Origin of the sequence: Rhodococcus sp. IEGM 1318, from assembly GCF_033142465.1 — a bacterium.
In the GTDB taxonomy this organism is placed as follows: Bacteria; Actinomycetota; Actinomycetes; order Mycobacteriales; family Mycobacteriaceae; genus Rhodococcus_F; species Rhodococcus_F qingshengii_B.
On sequence record NZ_JAWLSC010000012.1, the window covers coordinates 180249 to 207145 of the forward strand.

Annotated in this window: 25 protein-coding genes and 1 tRNA gene; 24 read left to right on the top strand and 2 right to left on the bottom strand. The window is 60.5% G+C overall.

The genetic code is table 11. The features are described from left to right. The first annotated feature begins 1 nt into the window (after position 1). From nuoF to R4P65_RS25710, 22 genes are all read left to right on the top strand, one after another. Positions 2–1321, top strand: a complete 1320-nt coding sequence (gene nuoF / locus R4P65_RS25605) for an NADH-quinone oxidoreductase subunit NuoF (protein WP_317828594.1) — start codon at positions 2–4, stop codon at positions 1319–1321. Further along, entirely contained in the window at positions 1318–3732 is a 2415-nt protein-coding gene (locus R4P65_RS25610) for an NADH-quinone oxidoreductase subunit G (protein ID WP_317828595.1), read from the top strand. Before nuoF ends, R4P65_RS25610 begins: the two co-directional genes overlap by 4 nt. Continuing rightward, on the top strand, positions 3729–5084 hold the full coding sequence (gene nuoH, locus R4P65_RS25615; protein WP_317828596.1) for an NADH-quinone oxidoreductase subunit NuoH: 1356 nt from the start codon (positions 3729–3731) through the stop codon (positions 5082–5084). The genes R4P65_RS25610 and nuoH overlap by 4 nt, the downstream gene beginning before the upstream one ends. Then, entirely contained in the window at positions 5077–5634 is a 558-nt protein-coding gene (gene nuoI, locus R4P65_RS25620; RefSeq protein ID WP_317828597.1) for an NADH-quinone oxidoreductase subunit NuoI, read from the top strand. The genes nuoH and nuoI overlap by 8 nt, the downstream gene beginning before the upstream one ends. Then, positions 5631–6428 carry an NADH-quinone oxidoreductase subunit J gene (locus tag R4P65_RS25625; RefSeq protein WP_317828598.1) on the top strand — a complete coding sequence of 266 codons (798 nt, stop codon included), beginning with the start codon at positions 5631–5633 and terminating at the stop codon, positions 6426–6428. Before nuoI ends, R4P65_RS25625 begins: the two co-directional genes overlap by 4 nt. Next, positions 6425–6724 (top strand): NADH-quinone oxidoreductase subunit NuoK, encoded by a 300-nt coding sequence (nuoK, locus tag R4P65_RS25630; protein WP_003942238.1) that lies wholly within the window; start codon positions 6425–6427, stop codon positions 6722–6724. Before R4P65_RS25625 ends, nuoK begins: the two co-directional genes overlap by 4 nt. Position 6725: 1 nt before the next feature. Beyond that, entirely contained in the window at positions 6726–8618 is a 1893-nt protein-coding gene (gene nuoL / locus R4P65_RS25635; RefSeq protein WP_317828599.1) for an NADH-quinone oxidoreductase subunit L, read from the top strand. After that, complete coding sequence (locus tag R4P65_RS25640; RefSeq protein ID WP_317828600.1) at positions 8612–10216, top strand: NADH-quinone oxidoreductase subunit M; 1605 nt, start codon at positions 8612–8614, stop codon at positions 10214–10216. The genes nuoL and R4P65_RS25640 overlap by 7 nt, the downstream gene beginning before the upstream one ends. Next, the gene (gene nuoN / locus R4P65_RS25645; protein ID WP_317828601.1) at positions 10213–11808 is read left to right on the top strand and encodes an NADH-quinone oxidoreductase subunit NuoN; all 1596 of its coding nucleotides are present in this window, start codon (positions 10213–10215) and stop codon (positions 11806–11808) included. The genes R4P65_RS25640 and nuoN overlap by 4 nt, the downstream gene beginning before the upstream one ends. A 4-nt stretch (positions 11809–11812) precedes the next feature. Further along, positions 11813–12496, top strand: coding sequence for a lysoplasmalogenase (locus R4P65_RS25650; protein ID WP_317828602.1), 684 nt, complete (start codon positions 11813–11815; stop codon positions 12494–12496). Positions 12497–12526: 30 nt separating this feature from the next. Continuing rightward, positions 12527–13111, top strand: coding sequence for a sigma-70 family RNA polymerase sigma factor (locus R4P65_RS25655; protein ID WP_317828603.1), 585 nt, complete (start codon positions 12527–12529; stop codon positions 13109–13111). Further along, entirely contained in the window at positions 13108–13830 is a 723-nt protein-coding gene (locus R4P65_RS25660) for a hypothetical protein (protein WP_317828604.1), read from the top strand. The genes R4P65_RS25655 and R4P65_RS25660 overlap by 4 nt, the downstream gene beginning before the upstream one ends. Positions 13831–13850: 20 nt before the next feature. After that, positions 13851–14477, top strand: coding sequence for a class I SAM-dependent methyltransferase (locus tag R4P65_RS25665; RefSeq protein ID WP_230817106.1), 627 nt, complete (start codon positions 13851–13853; stop codon positions 14475–14477). Between the two features lie 103 nt (positions 14478–14580). After that, positions 14581–14654: transfer RNA gene (locus R4P65_RS25670), tRNA-Cys, on the top strand. 791 nt (positions 14655–15445) lie between these two features. Continuing rightward, a complete protein-coding gene (locus R4P65_RS25675) occupies positions 15446–16495 on the top strand; it encodes a nitronate monooxygenase (protein WP_317828605.1) in 1050 nt (349 codons plus the stop codon). A 51-nt stretch (positions 16496–16546) separates the two neighbouring features. Continuing rightward, entirely contained in the window at positions 16547–17131 is a 585-nt protein-coding gene (locus tag R4P65_RS25680; protein WP_230817104.1) for an antibiotic biosynthesis monooxygenase, read from the top strand. 25 nt (positions 17132–17156) lie between these two features. After that, positions 17157–18551 (top strand): FAD-binding protein, encoded by a 1395-nt coding sequence (locus R4P65_RS25685; RefSeq protein WP_317828606.1) that lies wholly within the window; start codon positions 17157–17159, stop codon positions 18549–18551. A 52-nt stretch (positions 18552–18603) separates the two neighbouring features. Further along, complete coding sequence (locus R4P65_RS25690) at positions 18604–19542, top strand: hypothetical protein (RefSeq protein WP_317828607.1); 939 nt, start codon at positions 18604–18606, stop codon at positions 19540–19542. Continuing rightward, a complete protein-coding gene (locus tag R4P65_RS25695; RefSeq protein ID WP_317828608.1) occupies positions 19539–20279 on the top strand; it encodes a hypothetical protein in 741 nt (246 codons plus the stop codon). Before R4P65_RS25690 ends, R4P65_RS25695 begins: the two co-directional genes overlap by 4 nt. Further along, entirely contained in the window at positions 20254–21345 is a 1092-nt protein-coding gene (locus R4P65_RS25700) for an isocitrate/isopropylmalate dehydrogenase family protein (RefSeq protein WP_317828609.1), read from the top strand. The genes R4P65_RS25695 and R4P65_RS25700 overlap by 26 nt, the downstream gene beginning before the upstream one ends. Continuing rightward, positions 21342–22031: an RraA family protein gene (locus R4P65_RS25705; RefSeq protein ID WP_317828610.1), complete on the top strand. Its 690-nt coding sequence runs from the start codon at positions 21342–21344 to the stop codon at positions 22029–22031. The genes R4P65_RS25700 and R4P65_RS25705 overlap by 4 nt, the downstream gene beginning before the upstream one ends. Next, the gene (locus tag R4P65_RS25710; protein ID WP_230817098.1) at positions 22028–22858 is read left to right on the top strand and encodes a DUF6282 family protein; all 831 of its coding nucleotides are present in this window, start codon (positions 22028–22030) and stop codon (positions 22856–22858) included. The genes R4P65_RS25705 and R4P65_RS25710 overlap by 4 nt, the downstream gene beginning before the upstream one ends. Here R4P65_RS25710 and R4P65_RS25715 read toward each other — a convergent pair. After that, positions 22830–23813, bottom strand: a complete 984-nt coding sequence (locus tag R4P65_RS25715) for a LysR family transcriptional regulator (RefSeq protein WP_269590771.1) — start codon at positions 23811–23813, stop codon at positions 22830–22832. The two genes, R4P65_RS25710 and R4P65_RS25715, sit on opposite strands and share 29 nt — an antisense overlap. Before the next feature lie 52 nt (positions 23814–23865). After that, positions 23866–24213 (bottom strand): ArsR/SmtB family transcription factor, encoded by a 348-nt coding sequence (locus R4P65_RS25720; RefSeq protein ID WP_230817096.1) that lies wholly within the window; start codon positions 24211–24213, stop codon positions 23866–23868. A gap of 141 nt (positions 24214–24354) precedes the next feature. Here R4P65_RS25720 and R4P65_RS25725 point away from each other — a divergent pair, with 141 nt between their 5' ends. Beyond that, positions 24355–25581, top strand: coding sequence for an MFS transporter (locus R4P65_RS25725; RefSeq protein WP_317828611.1), 1227 nt, complete (start codon positions 24355–24357; stop codon positions 25579–25581). A 28-nt stretch (positions 25582–25609) separates the two neighbouring features. Next, the gene (locus tag R4P65_RS25730; protein ID WP_230817094.1) at positions 25610–26005 is read left to right on the top strand and encodes a PPOX class F420-dependent oxidoreductase; all 396 of its coding nucleotides are present in this window, start codon (positions 25610–25612) and stop codon (positions 26003–26005) included. The last annotated feature ends 892 nt before the right edge of the window (positions 26006–26897 follow it).

The window sequence follows — 26897 nt, forward strand, 5'->3', positions numbered from 1 at the left end:
CATGACACTCGCCCCCGTCCTGAGTCGCTACTGGGATAAACCGAACTCGTGGACCCTCGACAGCTACCTTCGTCACGACGGCTACAAGGCCCTACGCACAGCACTCGAAGGCTCCCCCGATGCCGTGATCGAGACGGTCAAGGACGCGGGCCTTCGCGGGCGCGGTGGCGCCGGCTTCCCGACGGGCCTGAAGTGGAGCTTCATCCCGCAGGTCTCTGAAGACACGCCCGGAGACGGCAAGCCTCATTACCTCGTCGTCAATGCCGACGAGTCCGAGCCTGGCACATGCAAGGACATGCCGTTGATGATGGCGACTCCCCACACGTTGGTGGAGGGAGTGATCATCGCAGCGTACGCAATTCGAGCAGCCAAGGCGTTCATCTACGTCAGGGGCGAGGTCGTCCCTGTCCTGCGACGCCTACAGACTGCTGTGGCCGAAGCCTACGCGGCCGGATACCTGGGCCGAAACATCCTCGGTTCGGGATTCGACCTGGATCTCGTCGTCCACGCCGGAGCCGGCGCGTATATCTGTGGGGAGGAGACAGCCCTTCTCGATTCTCTGGAGGGGCGGCGCGGTCAGCCTCGATTGCGGCCGCCGTTCCCCGCTGTCGCCGGCCTCTACGCCTGCCCGACCGTCGTCAATAACGTCGAGTCCATCGCGAGTGTTCCGTCGATCGTCCTGGGCGGCCCGGAGTGGTTCCGGTCGATGGGAAGTGAAAAGTCACCGGGATTCACGCTGTACTCGCTCTCGGGTCATGTCACCACACCCGGCCAGTACGAGGCGCCGCTCGGCATCACCTTGCGAGAGCTTCTCGACTACGCGGGCGGCGTTCGGGCTGGACACACCCTCAAGTTCTGGACTCCCGGCGGATCCTCGACACCGATCTTCACCGAGGAACACCTCGATGTCCCACTCGACTACGAGGGCGTCGGCGCCGCGGGATCGATGCTGGGCACCAAGGCACTGCAGATATTCGACGACACAACCTGCATCGTGCGCGCGGTGCTGCGATGGACCGAGTTCTACGCCCACGAATCCTGCGGTAAATGCACGCCGTGCCGAGAAGGCACGTACTGGCTGGTCCAGATCCTGCGGCGACTCGAAGGCGGAACAGGAACCGAAGCCGATCTCACCAAACTACTCGACATCTCGGACACGATCCTCGGAAAGTCCTTCTGCGCGTTAGGTGATGGAGCCACCAGCCCGATCATGTCCTCCATGAAGTACTTCCGCGAGGAATACGTCGCGCACTTCGACGGCAACGGATGCCCGTTCGATCCTCACCGGTCCGTACTCGCGACAGGAGCGTTCGTCTCATGACTGCAGCCGACGCCACCAAGACCGACACGGCACCGCCTACTGATCTGGTCACTCTCACCATCGACGGCCGAGAACTTCAGGTTCCCAAGGGCACGTTGATCATTCGCGCTGCAGAGATGATCGGCACCCAGATTCCGCGGTTCTGCGATCATCCCCTTCTGGATCCGGTCGGGGCGTGCCGCCAGTGCATCGTGGAGGTCGAAGGTCAACGCAAGCCGGTGGCGTCCTGCACGACACCGGTTGCGGACGGAATGGTCGTCACCACGCAACTCACGTCGCCGGTGGCCGAGAAGGCGCAGCGGGGGGTGATGGAACTCCTGCTCATCAACCACCCTCTGGACTGCCCCGTGTGCGACAAGGGCGGCGAGTGCCCGCTCCAGAACCAGGCGATGTCGACCGGTCGCACGGAATCGCGGTTCGGTGAGGAGAAACGGACCTACCCCAAACCCATCCCACTCTCGTCCGAGATCCTCCTCGACCGCGAGCGTTGTGTCCTCTGTGCCAGGTGCACACGGTTTTCGGGCCAGATCGCCGGCGACCCGTTCATCGATCTCCTCGAGCGCGGTGCGCTTCAACAGGTCGGGATCTACGCCAACGAGCCTTTCGAGTCTTACTTCTCGGGTAACACGATCCAAATATGCCCGGTCGGTGCGCTCACCAGCACGGCATACCGATTCCGGGCGCGCCCGTTCGATCTGGTGTCCAGTCCCAGCGTGTGCGAGCACTGCGCCGACGGATGCGCCCAGCGCACCGACCACCGTCGCGGCAAGGTTCTTCGTCGTCTCGCCGGGGACGACCCCGACGTCAACGAGGAGTGGAACTGCGACAAGGGACGTTTCGCTTTCACATACACGACCCAAGGCGATCGCATCACCACCCCCCTCATCCGCAACGCTGACGGCGAATTGATTCCGGCGTCGTGGCCCATGGCACTCGACCTCGTTGCGCGATCCTTCGCACAGGCCCACGGTGACGCAGGCGTACTCGTCGGTGGACGATCGACCCGGGAGGACGCGTACGCCTACAGCAAGTTCGCGCGAGTTGCTCTCGCTACCAACAACATCGACTTCCGAATCCGCGCTCACTCAGGCGAAGAGACCAGCTTTATCTCAGCTCACGTCGCTGGCCGCACGCTCGAAGAGTCGGTGACGTACCAAGATCTCGAATCAGCCCCGGCTGCGTTGCTGGTCGCTCTCGAGCCCGAGGAGGAGTCACCGATCATCTTCCTGCGGCTACGCAAAGCCGCTCGTTTCGGCAAGACAACGGTGCTCGCCAGCGCGCCGTTCGCTACGCGAGGCCTGCAGAAGATGGGGGGTGCTTTGCTTCGGACCGTACCCGGAAGTGAAGCAGCTCTGATGGATTCGTTGGCTCGCCCCAGTAGTGAGGAGGGTCAGCTCCTCCGACAGCCCGGCGCAGTGATCCTGCTGGGCGAACGACTCAGTGAGGTGACGGGTGGCTTCTCGGCGGCAGTACGTCTCGCCGAAGCGACGGGAGCTTCCCTGGCTTGGGTCCCACGCCGCGCTGGTGATCGCGGCGCCGTCGAGGCTGGTGCGCTACCGGGAATGCTTCCCGGTGGACGCCTCGTTGCGGACGCGCTGGCGCGTCGAGAGGTGGAATCGGTGTGGGACGCCCCCATCCCGACGTCCGACGGTCGCGACGCCGCGAGCCTCCTGGATTCGAGGCGGACGACTGCTGCGCTTCTTGTCGGCGGCGTCGAGTTGAGTGATCTCCCGAACCCGGCGAAGGCGCGCGCCGCGATCGAAGCCGCCGGATTCGTGGTGAGCTTGGAAATCCGTCACAGCGAAGTCACCGAACTCGCCGACGTCGTCTTCCCGGTGGCACCGGTCGCCGAGAAGCCCGGAACCTTCCTCGACTGGGAAGGCCGCGAGCGTGTGTTCGACACGGCATTGAGAACAACAGGCGTAATGCCCGATCAGCGCGTTCTCCACGCGATCGCAGCGGAGATGGGTATCGATCTTGGCCTGCCCGACGCAGCTTCCGCGCGCGCGGAGATACACCGCCTCGGAGCATGGTCCGGATCGCGCCCCACCCTACCCCAGGTACCGGCAGCAACCGTGCCGTCACCAGCGCAAGGCGAAGCGGTGTTGTCGAGTTGGCGGATGTTGCTCGACAATGGTCGTTTGCAGGACGGCGAACCCAACCTGGCCGGTACTGCTCGATCCCTCCTCGTGCGTTTGTCGGCCGAGACCGCCGCCGAGATCGAAGCCGATAACGGTGATCAGGTTGCCGTGTCGACTGAATCCGGCACCGTCACTTTGCCGTTGGAGATCACCGAACTACCACCTCGAACTGTCTGGTTGCCGCTCAATTCACCGGGTAGCACCGTCTACGAAACACTCTGCGCCACCGCGGGATCGATCGTGAAGATCGCGAAGGCGGGAACGCAATGACCGCCCACGAGTACGAGAGCGTCGCTGCTCCGGTCGACCTGTCGGCGTTCGGACACGACCCGTGGTGGTTAGTGATCGGCAAGGCTCTCGCCATCTTCGTGTTCCTCGTACTCACCCCGCTGGTGGCGATCTACGCGGAACGAAAAGTCATGGCGCGTATGCAGATGCGTGTCGGACCGAACCGCGTCGGCCCCCGCGGAATGCTCCAGAGCCTCGCTGACGGAATCAAGCTCGCCCTCAAGGAAGGCATCACTCCTACCGGAGCCGACAAACCGATTTATCTCCTCGCGCCCGTCATCGCAGTCGTGCCCGCGTTCATGGCTTTTGCCGTCATTCCGTTCGGTCCGCAGGTGTCGATCTTCGGAACCCTTTCACCCTTGCAGCTGACCGATCTGCCGGTCGGAGTTCTCTACATCCTGGCCGTGACCTCGATCGGTGTGTACGGCATCGTGCTTGCCGGCTGGTCGTCGGGATCGACGTATCCACTACTGGGCGCACTTCGATCGACCGCGCAGGTCATCTCCTACGAGGTAGCGATGGGACTGTCCTTCGCCGCAGTCTTCCTCTACGCCGGAACGATGTCCACGTCCGGAATCGTCAGTGCCCAACAAGGTGCCTGGTACGTCTTTCTTCTCCTGCCGTCTTTCCTGATCTACGTGACAGCGATGGTCGGCGAAACCAATAGAGCGCCCTTCGACCTTCCGGAGGCCGAGGGTGAGCTGGTAGGTGGGTTCCACACCGAGTACTCCTCACTCAAGTTCGCGATGTTCATGCTGGCCGAGTACGTGAACATGGTGACGGTGTCCGCTCTGGCCACGACGCTGTTTCTGGGCGGGTGGCACGCACCGTTCCCATTCAATCTGTGGGACGGCGCCAATTCCGCTTGGTGGCCCGTGCTGTGGTTTGTCGCCAAGGTGTGGGGCTTCCTCTTCGTCTTCATCTGGTTGCGCAGCACACTTCCGCGGTTGCGCTACGACCAGTTCATGAATCTCGGCTGGAAGATTCTCATCCCCGCGGCCTTGGTGTGGGTGATGGTGATCGCGACTGTTCGCGCCTTCCGCAACGAGGGTTACAACACCTGGCTCGTACTCCTCTGCGTCGCACTGGTTCTCGGAGCCGGGCTCCTGATGGTGTTGGCCGGAACCTACCGTGGCCGTCGCCGAACCGCCGCGTTGGTGCCCGATTCGGGGGCCACACCTTTCGATGCGATGTCGGGCGGCTTCCCGGTTCCGCCCCTGCCGGGTCAAACACTGCCTGGTCAAACGCTGCCGACCCGAAAACCACCGGGTCAGAACGTGCCACCGCCGCGGCGGACAGATGTTTCCGACACATCGGAGGACTCCCATGCCTGAATTCCTCGGACCTATCGCGGGTTTCGGAGTGACGCTCTCGACAATGTTCAAGAAGCCCGAGACAGAGTTCTATCCGGAGGAGAAGCGCCCCACCGCCCCCGGATATCACGGTCGCCACCAACTCAACCGGTATGCGGACGGACTCGAGAAGTGCATCGGATGCGAGCTGTGCGCGTGGGCCTGCCCCGCTGACGCAATCTACGTCGAAGGCGCTGACAACACCGAAGAAGAACGGTTCTCTCCCGGTGAGCGTTACGGGCGGGTGTATCAGATCAACTACCTGCGGTGCATCGGCTGTGGCCTCTGCGTCGAGGCATGCCCCACTCGGGCCCTCACGATGACCAACGAGTACGAGATGACCGACGACAACCGAGCCGGGTTGATCTACGAGAAGGACCGCCTCCTCGCACCATTGAAGCCCGACATGACGGCACCACCACACGCGCTGCGTCCCGGCACAACTCAGGACGACTACTACCGCGGCGACATCGCAGCAGCATCAGAGCAAGCAGCACCCGAACCGAAGCCGAGCCAGGAGACCGAGAAATGATCGCGGCGGTCACTACTACGATTCTGGCGGAGGGAACGATGACTTCGACCTCCACCGGCGAAGCGGTGCAGTTCTGGATCCTCGGAACCTTGGCGGTGATCAGCGCTTTGGGTGTCGTGGCCGCTCCCAAAGCCGTCTATTCTGCACTCTTCCTTGCAATGACGATGATCATCCTGGCCGTGTTCTACATCGTGCAGGGCGCACTGTTCCTGGGCGTCGTCCAGATCGTCGTCTACACCGGCGCGGTGATGATGTTGTTCTTGTTCGTCTTGATGCTGGTGGGCGTGGATTCTTCGGATTCCTTGATCGAAACTCTACGGGGACAACGAGTCAGCGCGATCGTGATCGGCGTCGGATTCGGGCTGCTGCTCATCGGTGGCCTCGGTAATGCGTCGATCTCGGGCTTCACCGGCTTCACCGGACTCGAGCAGGGCAACATCGACGCTCTCGCCGATCTCATTTTCATCCGCTACGTCTGGGCCTTCGAACTGACCGGCGCACTACTGATCACGGCGACACTCGGCGCCATGATGCTCGCGCATCGGGAGAAGATCGGAGCGACACTCAGCCAACGGGAACTCTCGCAGCACCGGTTCGCGTACCTGGGCAGCGATGAGAACAATCCCGAAAAAGGCTCGGCCACTCCACTCCCGAGCCCCGGTGTGTACGCACGACACAACGCGGTGGACATGCCGGCCTTGTTGCCGGACGGATCGTACTCGACACTCTCCGTCAGCAGCGCGCTCACTCCGCGATCCCCGGATCCGAGTACCGGTGAGGAGTCTGCGCGATGAATCCCGAGAACTACCTGTATCTGTCGGTCCTGTTGTTCACCATCGGGGCTGCGGGAGTCCTCCTGCGACGCAACGCCATCGTGGTGTTCATGTGCATCGAGTTGATGCTCAACGCCGCCAATCTGGCGTTCGTGACTTTCGCGCGTATGCACGGCAATCTCGACGGCCAGATCTTCGCCTTCTTCACGATGGTGGTCGCTGCAGCCGAAGTTGTCGTCGGCCTGGCAATCATCATGATCATCTTCCGATCTCGGCGTTCTGTATCCGTCGACGACGCAGACCTGCTGAAGTACTGACATGTCAGGAGGAATCACGTCCGCCATCTGGTTGCTCCCCGCCCTGCCGCTGTGCGGTGCCGCTGTCCTTTTGCTGGCCGGTCGCCGCACGAACGTGTGGGGTCACCTGCTCGCCTGCGTCATGGCTGTCGCGTCGTTTGTCGTGGCGGTAGTATTTTTCATCGCCATGCTCGGCCGCGACACCGCCGACCGCACCGTTACCGAGCACCTGTTCAGTTGGGTCCCGGTCGACAGTCTTCAAGTCGAGTTCGGACTACAGCTGGACCAACTGTCGATGTGTTTCGTTCTGCTCATCACGGGTGTGGGTTCGCTGATCCACATCTACTCGGTCGGTTACATGGCGCACGATCCCGAGCGTCGTAAGTTCTTCGCGTACCTCAATCTATTCCTGGCAGCGATGCTGCTCCTGGTCCTCGCCGACAATTTCCTCGGACTCTACGTCGGCTGGGAAGGCGTCGGTTTGGCGTCGTACCTGCTCATCGGATTCTGGCAGCACAAGCCGTCGGCAGCGACCGCGGCGAAGAAGGCCTTTGTCGTCAATCGGGTCGGCGACATCGGCTTGATGATCGCAATGATGTTGATGTTCAGCACGTTCGGGTCGCTCTCGTTCAGCAACGTCTTCGGCGACGCATCTGCCGCAAGCGAAGGTCTCCTGACGGCGATCGGACTGATGCTCCTCCTCGCTGCGTGCGCGAAGTCGGCGCAGGTGCCACTGCAATCGTGGCTCGGCGACGCGATGGAGGGCCCCACCCCCGTATCGGCACTGATCCACGCCGCCACGATGGTCACTGCCGGTGTGTACCTGATCGTGCGCTCGAATCCGATCTTCGATCTCGCACCCGACGCTCAACTCGTGGTTGTCATCGTCGGCGCGGTGACGCTCTTGTTCGGTGCGATCATCGGCTGTGCGAAAGACGACATCAAGAAAGCGCTCGCCGCATCGACCATGAGCCAGATCGGATACATGGTCCTGGCTGCGGGTCTCGGACCGGCCGGATATGCCTTCGCGATTTTGCACCTCATCACCCACGGATTCTTCAAGGCTGGTCTGTTCCTCGGCGCAGGTTCGGTGATGCACGCGATGAACGACGAAACCGACATGCGGCGCTACGGCGGACTCCGAGCGTTCATGCCACTGACTTTTGTCACATTCGGACTCGGTTACCTTGCCATCATCGGTGTTCCGCCGTTCGCAGGATTCTTCTCCAAGGACAAGATCATCGAAGTTGCGATCGGCGAGGGCGGCGTGAAGGGTGTCGTGCTGGGCCTGGTCGCCCTGTTGGGCGCAGCGCTCACTGCCTTCTACATGAGCCGCGTGATGCTGATGACCTTCTTCGGGAGGGCCCGCTGGGAGAACGAGAAACCTCACGAATCTCCGGCGGTGATGACGTCTCCGATGATCATTCTGGCGGTGGGATCCGTCGGGGCCGGCATGCTCCTGACCATCGGGTCCAGCTTGCAGAACTGGCTGGAACCGGTTGTCGGCTCCCATCACGTCGAACCGCCGATACCCGCATGGTCGATCACCGCGCTGGCGCTGCTCGCAGTCGCCGCCGGCGTCGCGATTGCTTATCGCGAGTACGCCACCCGGGAGATTCCAGTGGCGCCGCCGACTCCGGTTTCTCCGTTGACCGTTGCGGCTCGCCGTGATCTGTACGGCGATGCCTTCAACGAGGCAGTATTCATGAAGCCCGGTCAACAACTCACCAAGTCGTTGGAAGTGTTCGACACCAAGGGAATAGGCGGCGTGGTGGGCAGCTTTGCGGTGGTCGTCACCGGGTTGTCTGCGCTCACGCGGAGGCTGCAGACCGGGTTTGTTCGCTCATACGCGCTGGTGATGTTTGTCGGAGCAACACTCGTGGTCGCGACAATGATGGCGGTGACACTGTGGTGATCGAAGCGGCGGTGAGCGACTCTGTGACTAATGCCGGCTTCCCTGCGCTGACGGTGCTCTGGCTGCTTCCGCTCATCGGAGCGGGCGTTGTCCTCACCATACCGGCACGGTCGTACCAATTTGCGAAGTCTCTCGCGTTGGCTGTGTCGGTGGCGGTCCTGGTAGTCGCCGCCGTTCTCGGAGTTGCGTTCGACCGCGGCGGCGAACAATTTCAGTTCGTCGAAAGCCACAGCTGGATACCGGCTTTCGGTGCCAGCTACACACTTGGACTCGACGGGATCGCACTCGTTCTGGTTCTTCTCACCGCCGTGCTGGTTCCATTACTTCTGATCGCGGGATGGAACGACGTCCCCGCGGACCCGGCATCACCCAAGCGGATGCCGCACACCTATTTCGCCCTGATCCTTGTTGTCGAGTCCATGGTGATGATTTCCTTCAGCGCCTTGGACATTCTCTTGTTCTACATTTTCTTCGAGGCGATGCTGATACCGATGTATTTCCTCATCGGCGGGTTCGGCGGAGTTGGTAGATCTCGCGCCGCCGTGAAGTTTCTGCTCTACAACCTCCTCGGCGGCCTGGTCATGCTCGCTGCGGTCATCGGCCTGTACGTGGTCACCACTCGCGACGAGAGTCCCTTCACCAGCGGCACTTTCGATTTCCGGGCGATCGCCTCAGCGGCAAACAGCGGTGAACTCGGTGTGGGACCCGGGGTGCTCAACGCATTGTTCCTCGGATTCATGTTCGCGTTCGCGGTGAAAGCACCCCTCTGGCCGCTGCACAGTTGGTTGCCCGACTCCGCGGTGGAATCGACTCCGTCGACTGCGGTGTTGATGATGGCCGTCGTGGACAAGGTAGGCACCTTCGCGATGATTCGCTACTGCCTGCAACTGTTCCCGGAGTCGTCGTCGACTTTTGCACCGTGGATCATCACGCTCGCCGTGATCGGAATCGTCTACGGGGCAATTCTGGCGATCGCGCAGACAGACGTCATGCGACTGATCGCCTACACGTCGATTTCACACTTCGGCTTCATCATTCTCGGAATCTTCGCGATGACCAGCCAGAGCCAGGCGGGTTCCGCGCTGTACATGGTCAATCACGGAATCTCCACTGCCGCGCTGTTCTTGATTGCGGGCTTCCTCGTCTCGCAGCGAGGTACTCGATCTATCTCGGCGTACGGCGGCGTACAGAAAGTCGCACCCGTCCTTGCCGGCACATTCCTCGTTGCGGGGTTGGCAACGCTGTCGCTGCCGGGTCTGGCTCCGTTCATCAGTGAATTCCTGGTGCTGATCGGAACGTACTCGCGCTACCACGTCGCCGCTATCGCGGCGACTGCCGCGCTCGTACTGTCCGCGATCTACATACTCTGGCTCTACCAGCGCATGATGGGCGGACCCGTGAAGGAAGGGCAGGGAACGATCCGCGACCTCGCGCGACGCGAACTCGTGGTGGTCGCCCCTCTGATCGCACTCCTGCTGCTTCTCGGCATCTACCCCAAGCCTGCCTTGGACGTCATCACTCCTGCAGTGAGCCACACGGTCGTCTACGAGGCACCGACGCCGCTCGTCGCCGACCACGAAGGAGGTGCCCACAAATGAGTTCCTTCAACGACGTGACCATCCTCGGCTCGGCCGACGCGGCATCACCCAGTATCGAATACAGCCTGCTCTCGCCGATGCTGGTCGTGTTCGGTGTTGCGGTGGTCGGGGTACTCATCGAAGCCTTTGCACCCCGGCGTATTCGGTACCCAGTGCAACTCGTCCTCGGTGTCGGAGGTTTGGCAGCCGCATTCGTGGCAGTGCTTCTGCTCGCCGGCACGCGGTCGACGGCGATGATGGGTTCTGTTGCGGTCGACGGACCGACGCTGTTCTTGCAGGCCACGATCCTTCTTGTGTCGATCCCCGCGGTACTGCTGATTGCCGAGCGAGGCTCGGGCAACACCGCCGAAGTGATTGCGCAACATGACGCGCTCGGCAGTTTCACCCCTCAAGCGTCGAGCGTCCCGGGAAGTGTTGCGGAGCAAGAAGCAGTGAAGGTCGGTATCGCCCAGACCGAAGTCTTTCCTCTCACGCTCTTTGCGGTCGGCGGTATGTTGCTGTTTCCGGCTTCGAACGATCTACTGACGATGTTCGTTGCGCTCGAAGTGTTCTCACTGCCTCTGTATCTCCTGTGTGGTCTGGCACGCAGACGTCGCCTGCTCTCCCAGGAAGCTGCGCTCAAGTACTTTCTGCTCGGGGCATTTTCGTCGGCGTTCTTCGTTTTCGGAATTGCGTTGCTGTACGGCTATGCCGGGACGGTCACACTCTCCGGTATCGCCGACGCAGCACGCATCGGGTCGGGTACCGACGCCTTCCTGTGGCTCGGGACAGCACTCGTGGCGGTGGGATTGCTGTTCAAAGTCGGTGCCGTGCCGTTCCATTCGTGGATTCCCGACGTCTATCAAGGGGCGCCGACGCCGATCACCAGTTTCATGGCGACTGCGACCAAGATCGCCGCATTCGGCGCCATCCTTCGTGTCTTCTATGTGGCCCTGCCCAACGAATACGTGAACTGGCGTCCGCTGATGTGGGCGGTCGCGATACTCACGATGGTTGTCGGATCGATCGTCGCTGTGACGCAAACCGACATGAAGCGGATGCTGGCCTATTCGGCTATCGCGCACACCGGATTCATTCTGACCGCCGTGGTGGCGAACTCGAATGCCGGCCTCGCCTCGGCGATGTTCTATCTTCTGGCTTACGGATTCAGCACCGTGGGTGCGTTCGCCGTCGTCAGTTTGGTCCGGGACGCTGACGGTGAGGTCGCGACGCTCTCGCGCTGGGCAGGATTGGGTCGGCGCTCACCACTGGTCGGAGTTGTGTTTGCACTTTTCCTGTTGGCTTTCGCCGGGATCCCGTTGACCAGTGGGTTCATCGGAAAGTTTGCCGTGTTCAGCGCGGCCGCCGAGGGTGGTGCCGCACCTCTCGTGATCGTCGGCGTGCTGAGCAGCGCGATCGCCGCGTATTTCTACGTGAGAGTGATCGTGTTGATGTTCTTCACCGAATCGGCCGCGGACGCACCAACCGTCGTGGTACCGAGCGCACTGACCAGCAGCGTGATCGGCCTCGGTGCCGGTGTCACGCTCATTCTCGGCATACTCCCCCAGCCGGCGCTCGATCTCGCCGAGCGTGCAGCGGACTTCCTACGCTGAGCCGATGCGTGAATCTGTTCGCAACGCCGGACTGCCGAGCACCATCCGGTCGCCATGGTTTGTCGGGTTTTCCGCGGTAGCGATTCTTCATCTGATCGTCAATGCCGCTGATGCTGCGCCCTGGGACGGGATCACCAAGGTCATGCTCGCGCCGATTCTGGCTGCCTGGGTTGTCGACCAAGGCGGACCGAGAATTGTTGCTGCTGCACTGATTGCCTGCGCTTTCGGAGACCTGTTCCTGATCTGGGACTCCACGTTTGTCATCGGGATGGCCGCCTTCGCGATCGGTCACCTCTGCTTCATCCGATTCTTTCTCTCAGCCGGCGCTCTTCGGGAGATGCGAAGGCGGCCATGGTTTCTGTGCGCCAACACCGCCGCTGGAATCGCTCTTGTGTCGTACACCTGGACCGGTCTCGAACCTGAACTTCGAATTGCCGTCCCAGTGTACGCCGCAATCCTGGTGGGAACCGCATCAACCGCACTGGCCTACAACACGATCACCGGTATCGGCGGCGCACTGTTCCTCACCTCTGACGCCCTGATCCTGCTCGGTCAGGCGAACAAGTGGCAGCCTGCCGCTGCGGGCATCTGGATCATGACGCTGTACATCCTTGCGTTGTTGCTCCTGACCGTCGGAATCCTCGGCCGGAGTAACACGGCAAACCGTCCACTGGCGCCGACGCTGTAAGGATCAGTAACCAGCCGGACATCTCTTCTTATGACGCCGAAATCCGAGGACGGGCCACCACCGAGCGACGAAGAGCGTTTCACCGTCCTGTGGGACGCCTACGCCGGTCGGGTGTTCGCGTACACCTGCCGCCACGTTGATCATCACAGCGCACAAGAAGTTGTCTCCGAGACGTTCCTCGTTGCCTGGCGACGCTTGGACGAAGTGCCCGAACAGGCACTTCCATGGCTGTTGGTGGTGGCTCGAAACACCGTGAACAACAACCGTCGAAGCGTTCGGCGCCACGATGCGTTGACCGAGAAGATGCGACGAATCGAGCAGATCGCGGCATCGACGCCGGGCGCCGACGTGACTGTCACCGACCGCACAGAACTGCTCGAAGCACTGACAACACTCACCGTCACCGAGCGTGAAGCCCTACTCCTGACTGCCTGGGACGGATTGACCGCCACCGAAGCAGCGCGGGTCGCCGGATGTTCGGTTCCAGCCATGCATGTTCGACTCTTTCGCGCTCGGCGCCGATTGAGCACCGGGTTGGCTTCAGAATCCGACACCGCGATCCCGATGAACACCGCCCGACCTTGCGCTGCCGCCGAACACGGGAGTACTCCATGAGCAAAGATCTGCTGACCACCCTCGAGAAGCTGCGGCCGACCGATTCTCTTTCCGCCGAGTTCTGGCCCGAGAACGTCCAGGTTGCCGCTCGCATCCGAATCATCGCTACCGAAAACAACATTGGAACACCCAGAGTTCCACGCCGCCGAGTAGGCGCCGTAGCTCTCGTCGCGATGCTCTGTGCAGCGGGAATGGTGGGCTGCGCCGCTGCCACGGCGATGATGCCAAAACCGTTTACGGATATGTACTCGGGTTGGCAGACCATGCCGGGAACCAACGGCGGAATAGATCCGTCCACCGCCGAGCGGGTCGGCTCCGTCCCCGGACCTGACGGAACCCTGTTCAGCGTCTTCGTTGCCCACGGCGCTGATGGCTGGAGGTGTGTCGCCCCGGTTTTCGAGGCGCCAGCCGACATCGACAAGGTTGGTCCGTCGAAATTCATCAGCCTCGGACACGGCTGCAGATCGAACGACGACTTGTACGGCGCAGATTCATTCGGAGGCGGAGCCGGGATCATGGTTGCTGGTCCGCACGAGGCGACCTACGACGCAGGGGCAGGAGGCGCCGTTCGGGCCGAACTTCACACAGCTGACGGCGAGATCTATCCAACAGTTCTTGCCGAAGATCGCTTCTACGGATGGATTCCCCTCTCGCTCACCTTCCCGCGTCCAACTCTCGTCGGATATGCCGCAGACGGGACGGTCGTCGGCACCAGATGAGCTGTCGGTACCCTCGAAAGATGACTGCACAGGCCCCGAACGAGCGCATCCCCAGCCAGTGGGAAGAGATCACTGCAGCCGACTCGACGCATTCCACACGATATGTCGAGCGTTTCCGTTCCATGAGAGCGGACGGCAAGGACATTGTCGGGGAAGCACGTTTGATCGACGCGATGCTCGGACGCGGTGGCCGGGTTCTCGATGCAGGGTGCGGGCCGGGCCGACTCGGCGGTTATCTGCACGACGTCGGGCATGTGGTTGTCGGAGTCGACGTTGACCCGGTTCTCATCGCTGCCGCGGAGGAGGACCACCCCGGCCCGACGTGGCTTGTCGGCGATCTCTCCGAGCTCGATCTACCGGCCCGCGGTGTCGAGGCGAATTTCGACGTCATCGTGTCGGCAGGCAACGTGATGGCGTTTCTCGCTCCGTCAACCAGGCAAGCTGTATTGTCAGGATTTGCTCGTCATCTCGCTCCGAGCGGCCGAGTGGTCATCGGATTCGGTGCCGGCCGCGGCTATGAGTTCCCCGAGTTTCTCGCCGACGCGGCCGCGAGTGGCCTCGAGGCTGATCTGCTGCTCTCCACGTGGGATCTGCGCCCGTTCAAGGACAATTCCGAATTCCTCGTCGCGGTGTTCTCGCGCTCCTAGCCCGGCAATTGCCCTCCACCCCCGCAACCCGTCACACTGCGATCAACTCACCCTGATCGCAATCGTGGCGATTGTTGTTCACTACGAACACAATTGGATCAATGCGGGTGTGGCCGAGCGGCAAGGCAACGGTCTGCAAAACCGTCCACGCAGGTTCGACTCCTGCCATCCGCTCCACGTGCGATACAGCGATTCATGACGTGGCGGTCCTTCAGAGCGTGTGGATGTGTCCGCGAGCTGCCCCGCTCCGAGAAACCCTTTACTGACCCCACCGCAGTAGGCGAGTTCTACACTCGGCAATCTAAAGCCGCGAATGCACAATCATTTCCGATCACACCACCTTCGCGGCCCTCGATTGACGCGCGCGTCTACTCGTTGACCATCGGGAAGATCGACGGTCGCGGGTGGCCAAAAGTGCGCAGGCGCATCGCATTCGCCGTCATCGCTCCCTCTGCCCGACAAATCAGCACATAGGTGGCTAGTGAAGCGAACCCATGTTCCGCCCATCACTTCGGGTTGCATCGCGTTGCGCAGGTCGACAGTGATCGCTGAGTAGCCAGAATTTGGAAAATCTCCCTATTTCGGCATTACGAATTTAGGTAAATTGTTGATAGTAAGTTTACTAAGTCTTGTAGATTTCATAGATCGAGTATCCGAATACTCATCCGCGGACTGCAATTTGTTGAAGTGACGGATATCATACTAGCTACGCGACATGCTAAATATACAGACTGTTAACGAATTAATATCTTGACTTCTGAGCAGAACCTAGTTGCAGATATTCTTCACTCAGCTCAAACGGATTAATAGGAGACTCGAAGCAGACAGAACGTACGCACCGACCGTAATCGGCGCCAATCTACCTCGCTCCATTCACTATTCTGCCGTGCTCGTACATTCAACTATAAAACGCAATACCAGCTATCACTAATAGCAAATAGACGTAGTTGACGTTCCGAAGTACGTTCATGTCGTCACATTCCTGCAGTGAAGATCCCGAAACGTACAGCGAGGACTTATGCATGGTAAATAAAGTGAATAAACTATTGGGAACGCGCTATCCGATATTGTCGGCACCAATGGGTGGAGTAGCAGGTGGCGAACTGGCCGCCGCAGTCTCGAACTCTGGTGGTGCCGGCCTTGTCGGAGTCAGCTACGGCAACGAAAAATTCATAGCTTCGGAGTTGCCCATCGCCGCCCGGTCACGTGGCGCCTGGGGGGCAGGCCTGGTGACGTTCACCTTCGACAAGGCCCCTCACTTGCTCGACAGCGTCTTGTCCCACCGGCCGCCACTCGTTGCATTGTCGTTCGGAAATGCCGCCCAGACAAACAAATACGTCGCAGCCATTCAACGCGAAAACCTGTTAGCCGCCGTGCAGGTTCACGACACCGACCAAGCTCGAGAAGCCGCCGCTGCCGGAGCCGACGTGATCATTGCCCAAGGATCCGAAGCGGGTGGACACCACAAAGACCGTGCAACATTTCCGCTCATTCCAGCAGTCGCGGACGCACTCAACGGGCAGATCCCACTTGTTGCAGCCGGTGGAATCGCAGACGGCCGGGGACTGGCGGCAGCACTCGCTCTCGGTGCCGACGGGGTCATGATCGGCACTCGGTTCGCCGCCGCCGCCGAGGCACTCACAAGCCCGTCCTTCACCGATTCCTTGATCAATGGACACAGTCGAGATCTCCTCGATACCCGTGCATTCGACATCATCCGTTCAATTCCCTGGCCATCTCAGTACACCGCTCGCACTCTCGGGAACGACTTCTCCCGCAAATGGTTTGGCCATGAAGACGAACTCGCCGACAACGCTGCCACCCTCGTCGACGCATGGTCGCAATCGGTCTCCGATGACGACGTCACACAACGACCGTTGTTCGCGGGGGAGAACATCGATCTGATTACCTCGGTTCAACCAGCCGCTCAGATCATCGAGTCGATGATCGCACAGGCCTGCTCGGTTCTGGATGCGCTCGGGACGACCGAGTTCCGCGACGCACTTCCCGCTCACTGACCGGCCCAGGCCCCGAGCACCATTCAGCGACAACGAAAGAAGGCGAAACCGATGTTCGTACTACAACTTACCTATCTTGCGGATCCTGACGTCCTCACCCGCAGCAAACCTGACCACATTCGATGGCTACGCGAGCAAATCAACGCCGGCACTGTGGTCGCAGCCGGACCCAGAGACGGTGGTGGTGGCGTCGTAATCACCTCAGACCTCGACGACGAAGCTGTCGACAAACTGGTCGCCAGCGACCCGTGGACCGTCGACGGGCTGGCCCGATACGACCGAATTCACTTCGCCAGTACCTACAGCGCCCCCGGCGTCTTTCCCCGCCCGAACTCTGACGAGGTCACTCTCATCAACGTCGCGCTCACTGACGACCCTCAGAAATCACTGGCAGCACTCAACGACGCAGTCGACCACGTCGCCCACACCGCGACCGGCTTCCTCGGGTCAAGATTGCTCCGAAGCACACAGAACGACAGCATCATCAACTTCGCCCGATGGAACAGTCTGAACGAATTCGAAGCGATTTTCGACGACCCCGAGTTCACAACGCGCTACGCAGCTTTCGCTGAAACCACCACGGAAGCTCGCTACAGGCTCTACCGCTCGGCACACATCATCAGCCCGGAATCCTGACATCCCCGATCAGAAAGGAACCACCGTGAACACCTCGTTCGACCTCGTCGTAATAGGGCACGGAGCCGCTGGGCTCGCCGCTGCCGTCACCTACCTGGAAAGCGCCGACGCCGACGCACGCGTAGCCGTCCTCGAGCGTTCCTCCCGTGAAGAGCGCGGTGGTGCGACCCGATGGACCGGGGCGTTTCTCCGCATCGACAGCGAACACAACTTCGACGACACATACTCGGATCGGCTCACTGAAACATCGGGAGGGCGTGCTGATCTCGACTACCTACAGATCTTGCAGAAAGACACACCTGCAGCTATCGCATTTCTGGAGGATCAAGGAGTCGAGATCAGCTTCAATCAATTCCCGTTTCCTCACACCTTTGTCAGCGGGCAGCCTTCCATGGCTGCGCCGGCAAGCCCCGTCGGAGGAGGCGGATCCATCGTCGAATCCTTCTCCACAACACTCGAATCCGACAACCGAGTGGACTTGTTGTACCAAACCGAAGCGCTGTCGCTACTGACCACAAACGGAGTCGTCACCGGCGTACGAGTACGAACTCCACAAGGCCAACACGACCTGACCGGTTCTGCTGTCGTCCTCGCCAACGGCGGATTCGAGGGAAACCCGGAAATGCTCACCCGCTACGTCGGCCCCCGCGCATGGGAACTACCACTCATCGCGCCAGGCATCGCCAACAACCGAGGCGACGCACTCCGGATGGCACTGGAGGTGGGAGCTGACACAGCCGGAGCATTCGACGGCATCCACGCCGAACCCGTCGATCGTCGATCGACATCCGCCGACGCGGTTCTCTACGGATTTCCTGCAGGAATATTCGTCAATGACCACGCCGAACGCTTCATCGACGAAGGAAAAGACACATGGGACAACACCTTCGAAAAAGTCGGCTACTCGATCTGGGCGCATCAGAACCAGAGCGCCTACTGGATCGGTGACGCCACCTCCGTCAACTTGCCCTGGTTCGAGCGCGCTCTCCTGAGCGACGTCCCACCGGTCACGTCGAACACGATCGAAGATTTGGCCGAGCAACTCGGTCTGGAACCCGCAGCACTCACAGCGACCATCTCGCAGTTCAACACTGCCACCAACGATGTCGCATTCGACCACACACAATTCGATGGTAAACGGACCGAAGGCCTGACAATCGACAAGTCTAACTGGGCAACCCCCATCGATACAGCGCCGTACATCGGGTTTCCCCTGACAGCCGCGTTGTGCTTCACCTACGGAGGCATCCGAACCGACCCTGATGCCCGCGTCCTTACACCGTCGGGAACGCCTATTCCCGGTCTGTTCGCAGCAGGTGAAGCAACCGGTCTGTACTACAGCGAATACCCGCCAGCAACATCGGTGCTCCGCTCGGTCATCTTCGGCCGACGTGCTGGCACCTCGATCTCGAACCTGTGACTACCTGACACACAATCCCGTTCGAATTCAGCCCAACGCCGAGGAGCTTGAAATGCGCCTGACCAATCTTGACGTCACACTGCGTGACGGCGGCTACCGCAACACCTTCAATTTTCCCAGGCAGTACGCACTCGACCACGCAGCATTGGCCGTCGAGGCCGGATTTAACTGGGTCGAAATCGCCTACCGGAATGGATCTTTCAACCCCAACACAAGTAACGGCCTCACAGGCAGAGGCGACGACGACTACATCGAAGACGTCACCGCCCGAATCGGCGCTGATCATGTCGCCCTGATCGCCCACCCCCACAATGTCGACGCAGAGGATCTCGAATCGGCCTACGCCGCGGGAGCCCGACTGATCCGCTTGTGCGTCAACGCGAATGATCCTTCACTCACCTGGAACTTGATCTCCCACGCCCGATCTCTGGGTTTCGTCTGCGCGGCGAACCTCACCAGAGTCAGCAACCTCACGCCCCGAACGATCGCAGAACTATCCGGTGCTGCGGCCGCTGCGGGAGCGAACGCACTCTACCTAGCCGATTCCAACGGAGCGATGCAACCCGCAGATGTCACCCGAATGGTCACGGTCGCCGGCGATTTCAGCGGTCTCCAAATCGGATTTCACGCACACAACAACATTGGCTTGGCGCTCGCGAACGCCATCGCAGCAGTTTCGGCAGGCGCATCCTGGATCGACTCATCTGTGTTGGGCATGGGCAAAGGAGCGGGCAATCTCATCGCAGAGCAGTGGATTTCATACCTCGACAGCTGCGCACCGGAAAGCTCAGGATTCGAACTTGCAGCACTGCTCGACCTCTCCGCCCTACTATCAGACACGGTTCCGGAATCGGCGCCAGTCGTTCCTGCCACCGATCTACTACTCGGGCGATACAACCTGTCGATCGAACACAAAAGCAAGGTGCACGGACTGGACTCGCAAGCCAGAGTTCGTGCGGCACGTGACCTCGAACAGGCGCTCAGCGCGTGACCGCTCGAGCAGTGATCTTCGCTCCGGCACTGCCGATCTGGGACGAAGGTGCATCCGTCGAACCAATCAGAGCAGGGCTCGATCGACACGGAATCGCCGCACACATCGTCGACACGAACTCCCTCACCGAAGAGGCCACCAGCATCGAACACTTGGCAGAGTTGTGGGCTGAACACCTTTCCGGCTTGCGCTTCGATCTTGTCTGCGGAAATGCCCTCGGAGGCGCCGTCGCGACAATGTTCGCAGTACGGAACCGCCTATCTTGTCCAGTGCTCACGGTCTCCGGACCGGTGCGGACCAGCCCCAAACTCAGCGCCCGGCTGACCACGATCATCAACCTCGCCGCGTCAGGGGGTATCGATGCGGCCATGGTCGAACTGCACGCAAAAGTGATGCCCGCCGGTGAAGCAGCACCTCCGACTCCGCCACTGCAGCTGACACGGCACAGCCGCCATGTCGCAGCTCGACGAATTGCTACCGGACTGTCGATGTTGCGGACAGTCGACCTCGACGAGGCGACGCACAGATACCCAGGTCGAATCGTGAGCATCGTTGGAACACGATCCCAATTGGTCGGGGCCGAACACACTGCCGACGGGCCAACTTCCAGCACTTTGTCGGTGGCCGGCGCCGGTATGCGACCACATCACCACAACCCGACGTGCATCGACGTCGCGTTGACCGAGATCCGCCAACCTTTGGAGACAAGCCATGCAATTAGCAGTTCTGCCCGGTGACGGTATCGGCCCAGACGTTATCAACGCTGCGCTCCCCGTGATCGAAACCGTTGGGTTGCCCTGGGCGCTCGAATACGGGGATGTCGGCTGGGAGTGCTGGCGATCGGGCGGTGACCCTGTACCTCCGCAGACTTGGGAATTACTCGGTAAAACCGACACGTGCCTACTAGGGGCGATCACCAGCAAACCTGCCAGAGAAGCAGAGCAGGAACAACCCACTCGTCTTCGCGTCAATCCACCGATCTACCGATCGCCCGTCATCCAATTGAGGCAGAATCTCGGGCTCTACGCCAATGTGCGCCCCATACGAGACCTACGAAACGACCAGTTCAATTTCGTCGTCATTCGTGAGAACACTGAAGGTCTTTACGCCGGCCTGGACTTCCGGCCGGTGCCGGCTGACTTATGGGAACACGTACGGGTACACCCGAACGCCGCAGACTCCGGTCGCGAGGAGACCGCAGCGACGATTCGGCTGCAAACGCGCACCGGTATCGAGCGATTAGTGCGTTTCGGATTCGCGTACGCGCACTCGCACGGTTTCGACCGCGTCACGGTGGCCGACAAACCGAACGTACTTCGAGCGTCGAGCACGCTTTTACGAGGCATCGTCGAATCGATTGCCGAGGAGCACCCCGAGATCGAGGTGGAGATCCTCAACGTAGATGCACTAGCCCTGTGGATGGTCACCCGTCCTGAACGTTTCGGAGTGATACTGGCGGAGAACATGTTCGGTGATATCTTGTCCGATCTTGGTGCTGGGATCATGGGCGGGCTCGGGCTGGCACCCAGTGCGAATCTGGGGAGTAGCGGCAGCTATTTCGAACCAGTCCACGGGAGCGCGCCGAAAATGGCAGGCACCGGCCGCGCCAACCCGTTGGCGACCATACTGACGATCGCCGAAATCGCCGAACACCATGACTTCCCCCGTGAAGCGACGACCATCCGCAGTGCCGTTCGCACAGTCGTGGAGCGGCGCCACTCGTCCGATGTGACTTACGACCTCGGAGGTACCGCAACCACTACCGCAGCAGCAAACGCGGTTCTGAAGGAGATCGAACGATGACCACTTCCAAGCCACAAGTGTCCACCGAACTCGTATACAGGGCAGAACAACTCGATACTGCTGCCGTGTCGGATGCTCTCGACAGCCTGGGTCTCACCGGCCACCTCAGGGGCCTGGTACCCAGGGTGCCCGGCTCCCGAACTGTCGGCCCTGCATACACCGTGACTTACCGGCCGGTGGCGGAAGCCGTCAGCGGATTTCACAATGCTGCCAACTACCTTGATGATGTGCCCGCAGGTTCGGTCGTCGTCGTGGACAATTTCGCAAGTACCGACTGCACGAATTGGGGAGGTCTGCTGACCTCCGTCGCTCAGCGTCAAGGGGTCAGAGGGACGGTGGTACACGGGGCTGCACGTGACATCACCGAAATCCGCGACGCGGACTATCCGTTGTTCAGTGTCGGAGTGTCGATGGTGTCCGGAAAGAATCGCGTCGAGCTAGACGCCGTGGGGCGTGAGGTGACAGTCGGCACGGTGATCGTTCGTCCCGGGGATCTCATTATCGCCGACGACAATGGTGTACTCGTCATTCCAGAGGACAAAGCTGCGGACGTCATCACACGGGCAGAAGCCGTCGAGCGAACCGAAGCGAAGATCGCGGCCGCGGTGAGCGAAGGTATCCGCCTCGATGAGGCACGATCGCGGTTCGGTTATGCCCAGCCGTGGAACGAGAACCGGGAACGGTGAGTGCACCGGTATTGGTCGATCTTCATGTCCACGCGGGGCCGGACCTCCTTCTTCGTCGACACAGCGTAATAGAAGCGGGCCGGCACGCTCAACGTATGGGGGCTTGGTTCGTCGCCAAGTCACATCTCGGATCAACCTGCGAATCGGCATGGGAAGCACGCGAACTCGGGCTTCCAGTAAGCGGGTCGATCGTCCTCAACGATGTGGCTGGTGGCGTCGATCCCAGAGCGGTCGAGCGAGGTGTCTTCGCTCAGGGGGAGCTTTGTGACGCCCGAGTGATCGTCTTTCTTCCTACCATGCGTAGCGGACACAGCTCAGCGGGCGAAAGTTTCGCGCATAGCGGTTTCACTCGCGCGAGATGGTCGTCCGCTACCGCGTTCACGGCAGAGGGCACTGTGTCCAGGCCGACGTTCGACGTTCTCCGATGCGTGAGAGATCATGATCTGATTCTTGCGACCGGGCACAGCAGTGCCGAGGAGAGTCTACGAATCATGGATGCGGCCGCGGCGATCGGTGTCGAACGAGTTTTACTCACCCACGCGACACACCCGATGTCAGGTTTCTCCGTGGACCACATCGCAGAGCTCGCGGCAAACCCGGCTATCTGGGTTGAGGTGACTGCGCTGAGCGTTTTGATGAATCGGCATCCGTACGAAAGGGTAATCGAGCTTGCCAATGTTCACCAACGGGTCGTGCTGTCGAGCGACCTCGGCCAACCGGATCGTCCCGATCTTCCTGCCGGTTGGCAGTTGGCAAGTCAGTGGTGTGCTGCAGAGGTGTTCGACCGAGTCTCACGGGTCAACCCGTCTCGCTTGCTGTTTCGGTGATGCGGCTGGTCATTCGCCCTGCCAGCTCGCGTGGGACGCGCGCGTAGACGGATGAACGAGTGGCAACCAATGCAAGCGTCTCTTCAATAGGGTTATCCGACAGTGGAATCCAGTGAAGTTCTCTCGAAGCGGGGAGGTCATCTCGCGAAGTCAGCATGAGGGTCGACGGATTGGCTGCCAGCGTATGGGTTATGACAGCCGGATGATCGTCGTCGATCGAGACTGTTTCCGGGAACCATCCGCGTTGGTGCAGTTGAGAGAGCATTCCACCTCTTTCGGTGTCGCTCTGGGCGGTATCCAAGCAAAGTAGTTGCTGTGCCGACAACTCGTTCCAGGTCACCGCGTCCCGGCCGGCAAATGCATGGTTGCTGTGCACCGCGATTCCGAGAACGTCCGTCCGGAATGCTGTCACATTGATTTCCTTGTGATCGAATGGAAGTCGCACCACTCCGAGCGCTATCCGTTGTTGTTTGAGGTCAGCCAGTAGATCTGATGTGGCGGTCGAATGCAATCGCACATCGAGGTGATCCTCCACCTTGTTTGCGTAGCAACCCTGCAAAAGTCGAGTGAGGTCAGAGATTCGCGTGTAGGCAATCCCTGGGCACAATGCCAGGTGGAGAACATGAGGGGGCGGTGAAGGCCGTGCGGCTTCGATCGCGTCACGGATTTGCAGAGGAAGCGGTGCGATGCGGTTACGGAAGGCCTCGCCGGCGGCGGTCAACACCAGCCCCCGTCCGTTTCGGGTGAACAGTTCGAAACCGATGCGGGATTCGAGGCGTTTGATCTGCTGGCTGAGAGTTGGTTGAGCGACCTGCAATAACGCTGATGCAGAAGACACCGATCCAGTATCGGCAACAGTGAGAAAGTATCGAACACTGCGAATGTTGATGTCATCGACAGTGGCGATCGGACCGAGCAATTCGGCCGTCGATGATCTGATTGGTGACGTTCGCACAACGGTCAATTCAGGTCCTCCTGTTGTTGGGCGAGCATGCGTCGAAAGTTGTTCAGCCTCTGGCTATCAGATCGAGAAGTCCCGGGAAGCGATGTTCAAGATCCTGGTACCGCACGCGACTGCGCCGCTCCATTCCGTATTGGCGTTGCCTGATCAATCCGGCTTCTCGTAGAGCTTTGAAATGGTGCGTCAGTGACGATTTCGGTCGATCGAAGCCGAACCAACTACAAGGGTGGTCGTATTCGACGGAGTCGGCGAGCAAACGTCTGACAATCTCGAGGCGGATGGGGGTCGAGAGTGCGCCGAAAATTGCGGCGAGGTCGAGTTCGTCGACTGATGGCTCGTCAATGGGAGGTGGCAGGTACTTATCTGTGACTTCAGGAACCGCGATTGTGACCATAACAGGAGAATACATCCAATACTAGTTTTGTCGAACCGGTACGAGTGTGAGCTGAAGTGTGCGCTAGAAGATTCGAACCAATACGACTATGGTCCTTACAGTACGAATAATTACGTACATCGATTCCGAAGGGAAGACTCCATGACAAGCTCTGAGGTTCAGCCCTCCACACACTCGTCGACACCCGTGCCCGGATCCATGCCTGCGGTAATGACCGCGGCTTTCGTCGTCACGGCAGTATTCGTGCTCTCGAATTCGCCGACGCCGCTCTACGTCCATTGGCAACAGAGCATCGGGTTCAGCTCGGGCATGCTCACGGTCATTTTCGGTGCGTACATCCTCGGCCTACTTCTGACGCTTCTTGTTGCGGGGCAACTATCCGACCATTTCGGTCGCCCACGCGTACTTCTGCCCGGACTCGTCGTCGCATTGGCCGCCAGCGCCCTCTTCCTCGTCGCCGACAACGTCGCCATGTTGATAGTGGCGCGGCTGCTCACCGGCATCTCGGTTGGCGTTATCGTCTCTGCCGGAATGGCTTCCGTCGTCGACGCAGGAGGCGACACCCTTCGCGCGACCGCCGCGCGACTCGCGTCCGTTGCCATGGTCCTCGGGGCCGGACTCGGCCCGCTGTTCGCAGGAATCATGGCTCAGTACCTTGATGAGCCCGTCACCTGGGTGTTCGGTGCGGAAGCTCTACTCATTGTCATCGCCACTATCGCTGTCGTCCGTTCCCGCCCACTTACCAACCTCGCAGGCATCGATGATCGCGGTCCGTTTCAGCCACGTCTGCCGTCGGTTCCCCGGCGTTTTCGCCGTTACGTGCTGTTCGGTATCGCGGTCTTCGGACCTGGGATTACTGCAACCTCATTCGTCCTTTCTCTCGGTCCTTCGTTGCTTGCCCGGCAGCTAGGGGTTACGAGCCCCCTGGTCGCGGGCGGAACCGCGAGCGCGATGTTCCTCGTCGCCACAGGCGTTCAATTTGCCGTGGCTCGTGCGCAGATCCGAACCATCTTTATCGGCGGCGCAACATCAACCGCAATGTCTATGCTCGCGTTGTACGGTGCCGTCCAGTCTGACGCCGCAGCACTACTCATCTTTTCCGCACTCCTTGCCGGCGCAGGCCAGGGCCTCGGCCAACTCGGGGGGCTCACGCTGATCGGAATGCATGTTCCCCCTACATCTCGGGCGCAAGGAAATGCATTGATGAACATCGGCGGCTACATCCCCGCAGGAATACTGCCCCTGGTTGCCGGTTACCTGATCGACGCCACATCCATTCCCACAGCGGTAACCGTGTTCGGCGTCGTTCTGTTCCTCGCCGCCGTCGCCGGCGGAGTCGCAGTCGCAAAATCCATCGAGGCGGACTGAACAAATCGGCCAACCGAAAAGAGTGAAGATGAACGAACAAGAACTCGCCACCTTGGCATCAGACCTGGCCAAGGCTCCCCATATCGCCACCGTCGGCACAATAGAGCCAGACGGCTCACCCCAACTGTCCCCAGTCTGGATAACACACGACGACAACACTGTGACGTTCTCGACCGTCGAGGGACGCCGCAAACACACCAACATAGACCGCGATCCGCGCATCAGTATCAGCATCACTGACTCGGAGAACCCGATGCGCCGCATCGAACTTCGAGGACGTGCCGTCATCGTCGACGACCCGGACGGAGATCTCATCCAACGATTGTCACTCGCATACACCGGAAGTACTTGGACCGAAAAAGATCCTGAAGCGAGAAGGGTCATCATCCGCCTCACCCCGCAGCGTCTAGTGGGCCGCTCCTGACACCCCGAAATCCGCGAACGAAGGGTAAGGGTGGAGGTTCGTCCAGTACCCGCGGCACAGTGTCTACCCGAACTCGGCTTGAGTCTTGGACCTCTGAAATCCTTGAAACCAAGGAGCAATTCTGTGCCGCCGAGGACCCTTACTCTGACCAGTCGGCGCAACTCAGCCGCCTCGATCTCTTCGACAACGCATTGATCGGGTTGTACCGGAGAAATCGCATTCACTGCAACGCCCCCATGGATGCAACCCAGTGCTGCCCGCGACAGATGCCGGCCGAGCGTTGGTCACGGAATCGTTCTAGACGAGTGCGACTGCCAGCAGCGGAGATCGAGTTCCGTGGGCGCAGTCGGGTCCATTGGAAGCGACTTCTCGGCGACTCATGGATCGAAGTTATACAGCGAGGACCTGACGGTCTGGCCGCGATCTTCCGGGTCAGACCGTTGCAGCCGAAGGCCGAGAACGGTTGGGCGCCAGCGCAGCATCCGCAGGTGGCACAGAACTCGGTGCGCGCGTTCGATCGTCAGGTAGACAGGAGCGCAGCCACGCCGTACTCGGTCCTCGGTTATCGCCGCCGGAGATCGCTGCGCTGAACTGCGTGGTGCCGCACAGTCCAGGTACTCGTGCTCGGCCAGATAATCGGGTAGCAAACACATCACATCCACGAACGGTCGATCAGTCTCCGTGACTGTACTTCGGAGGAATTCCAGCTGGCATAGTGTTTCGCTTCGACGGATGCCTGCGACCCCACGCCGTGGCGATTCTTCGCGCTCGCACAAACACGTCGGAATTCCGCTTACGGCGGGGCTTTCGTGACATCGCTTCCGCTCGAGCGGAACCATTGTCCTCGAAACCTCGTACCACCAAGATGTTTGCATGCCCCGGAGCGCCATGC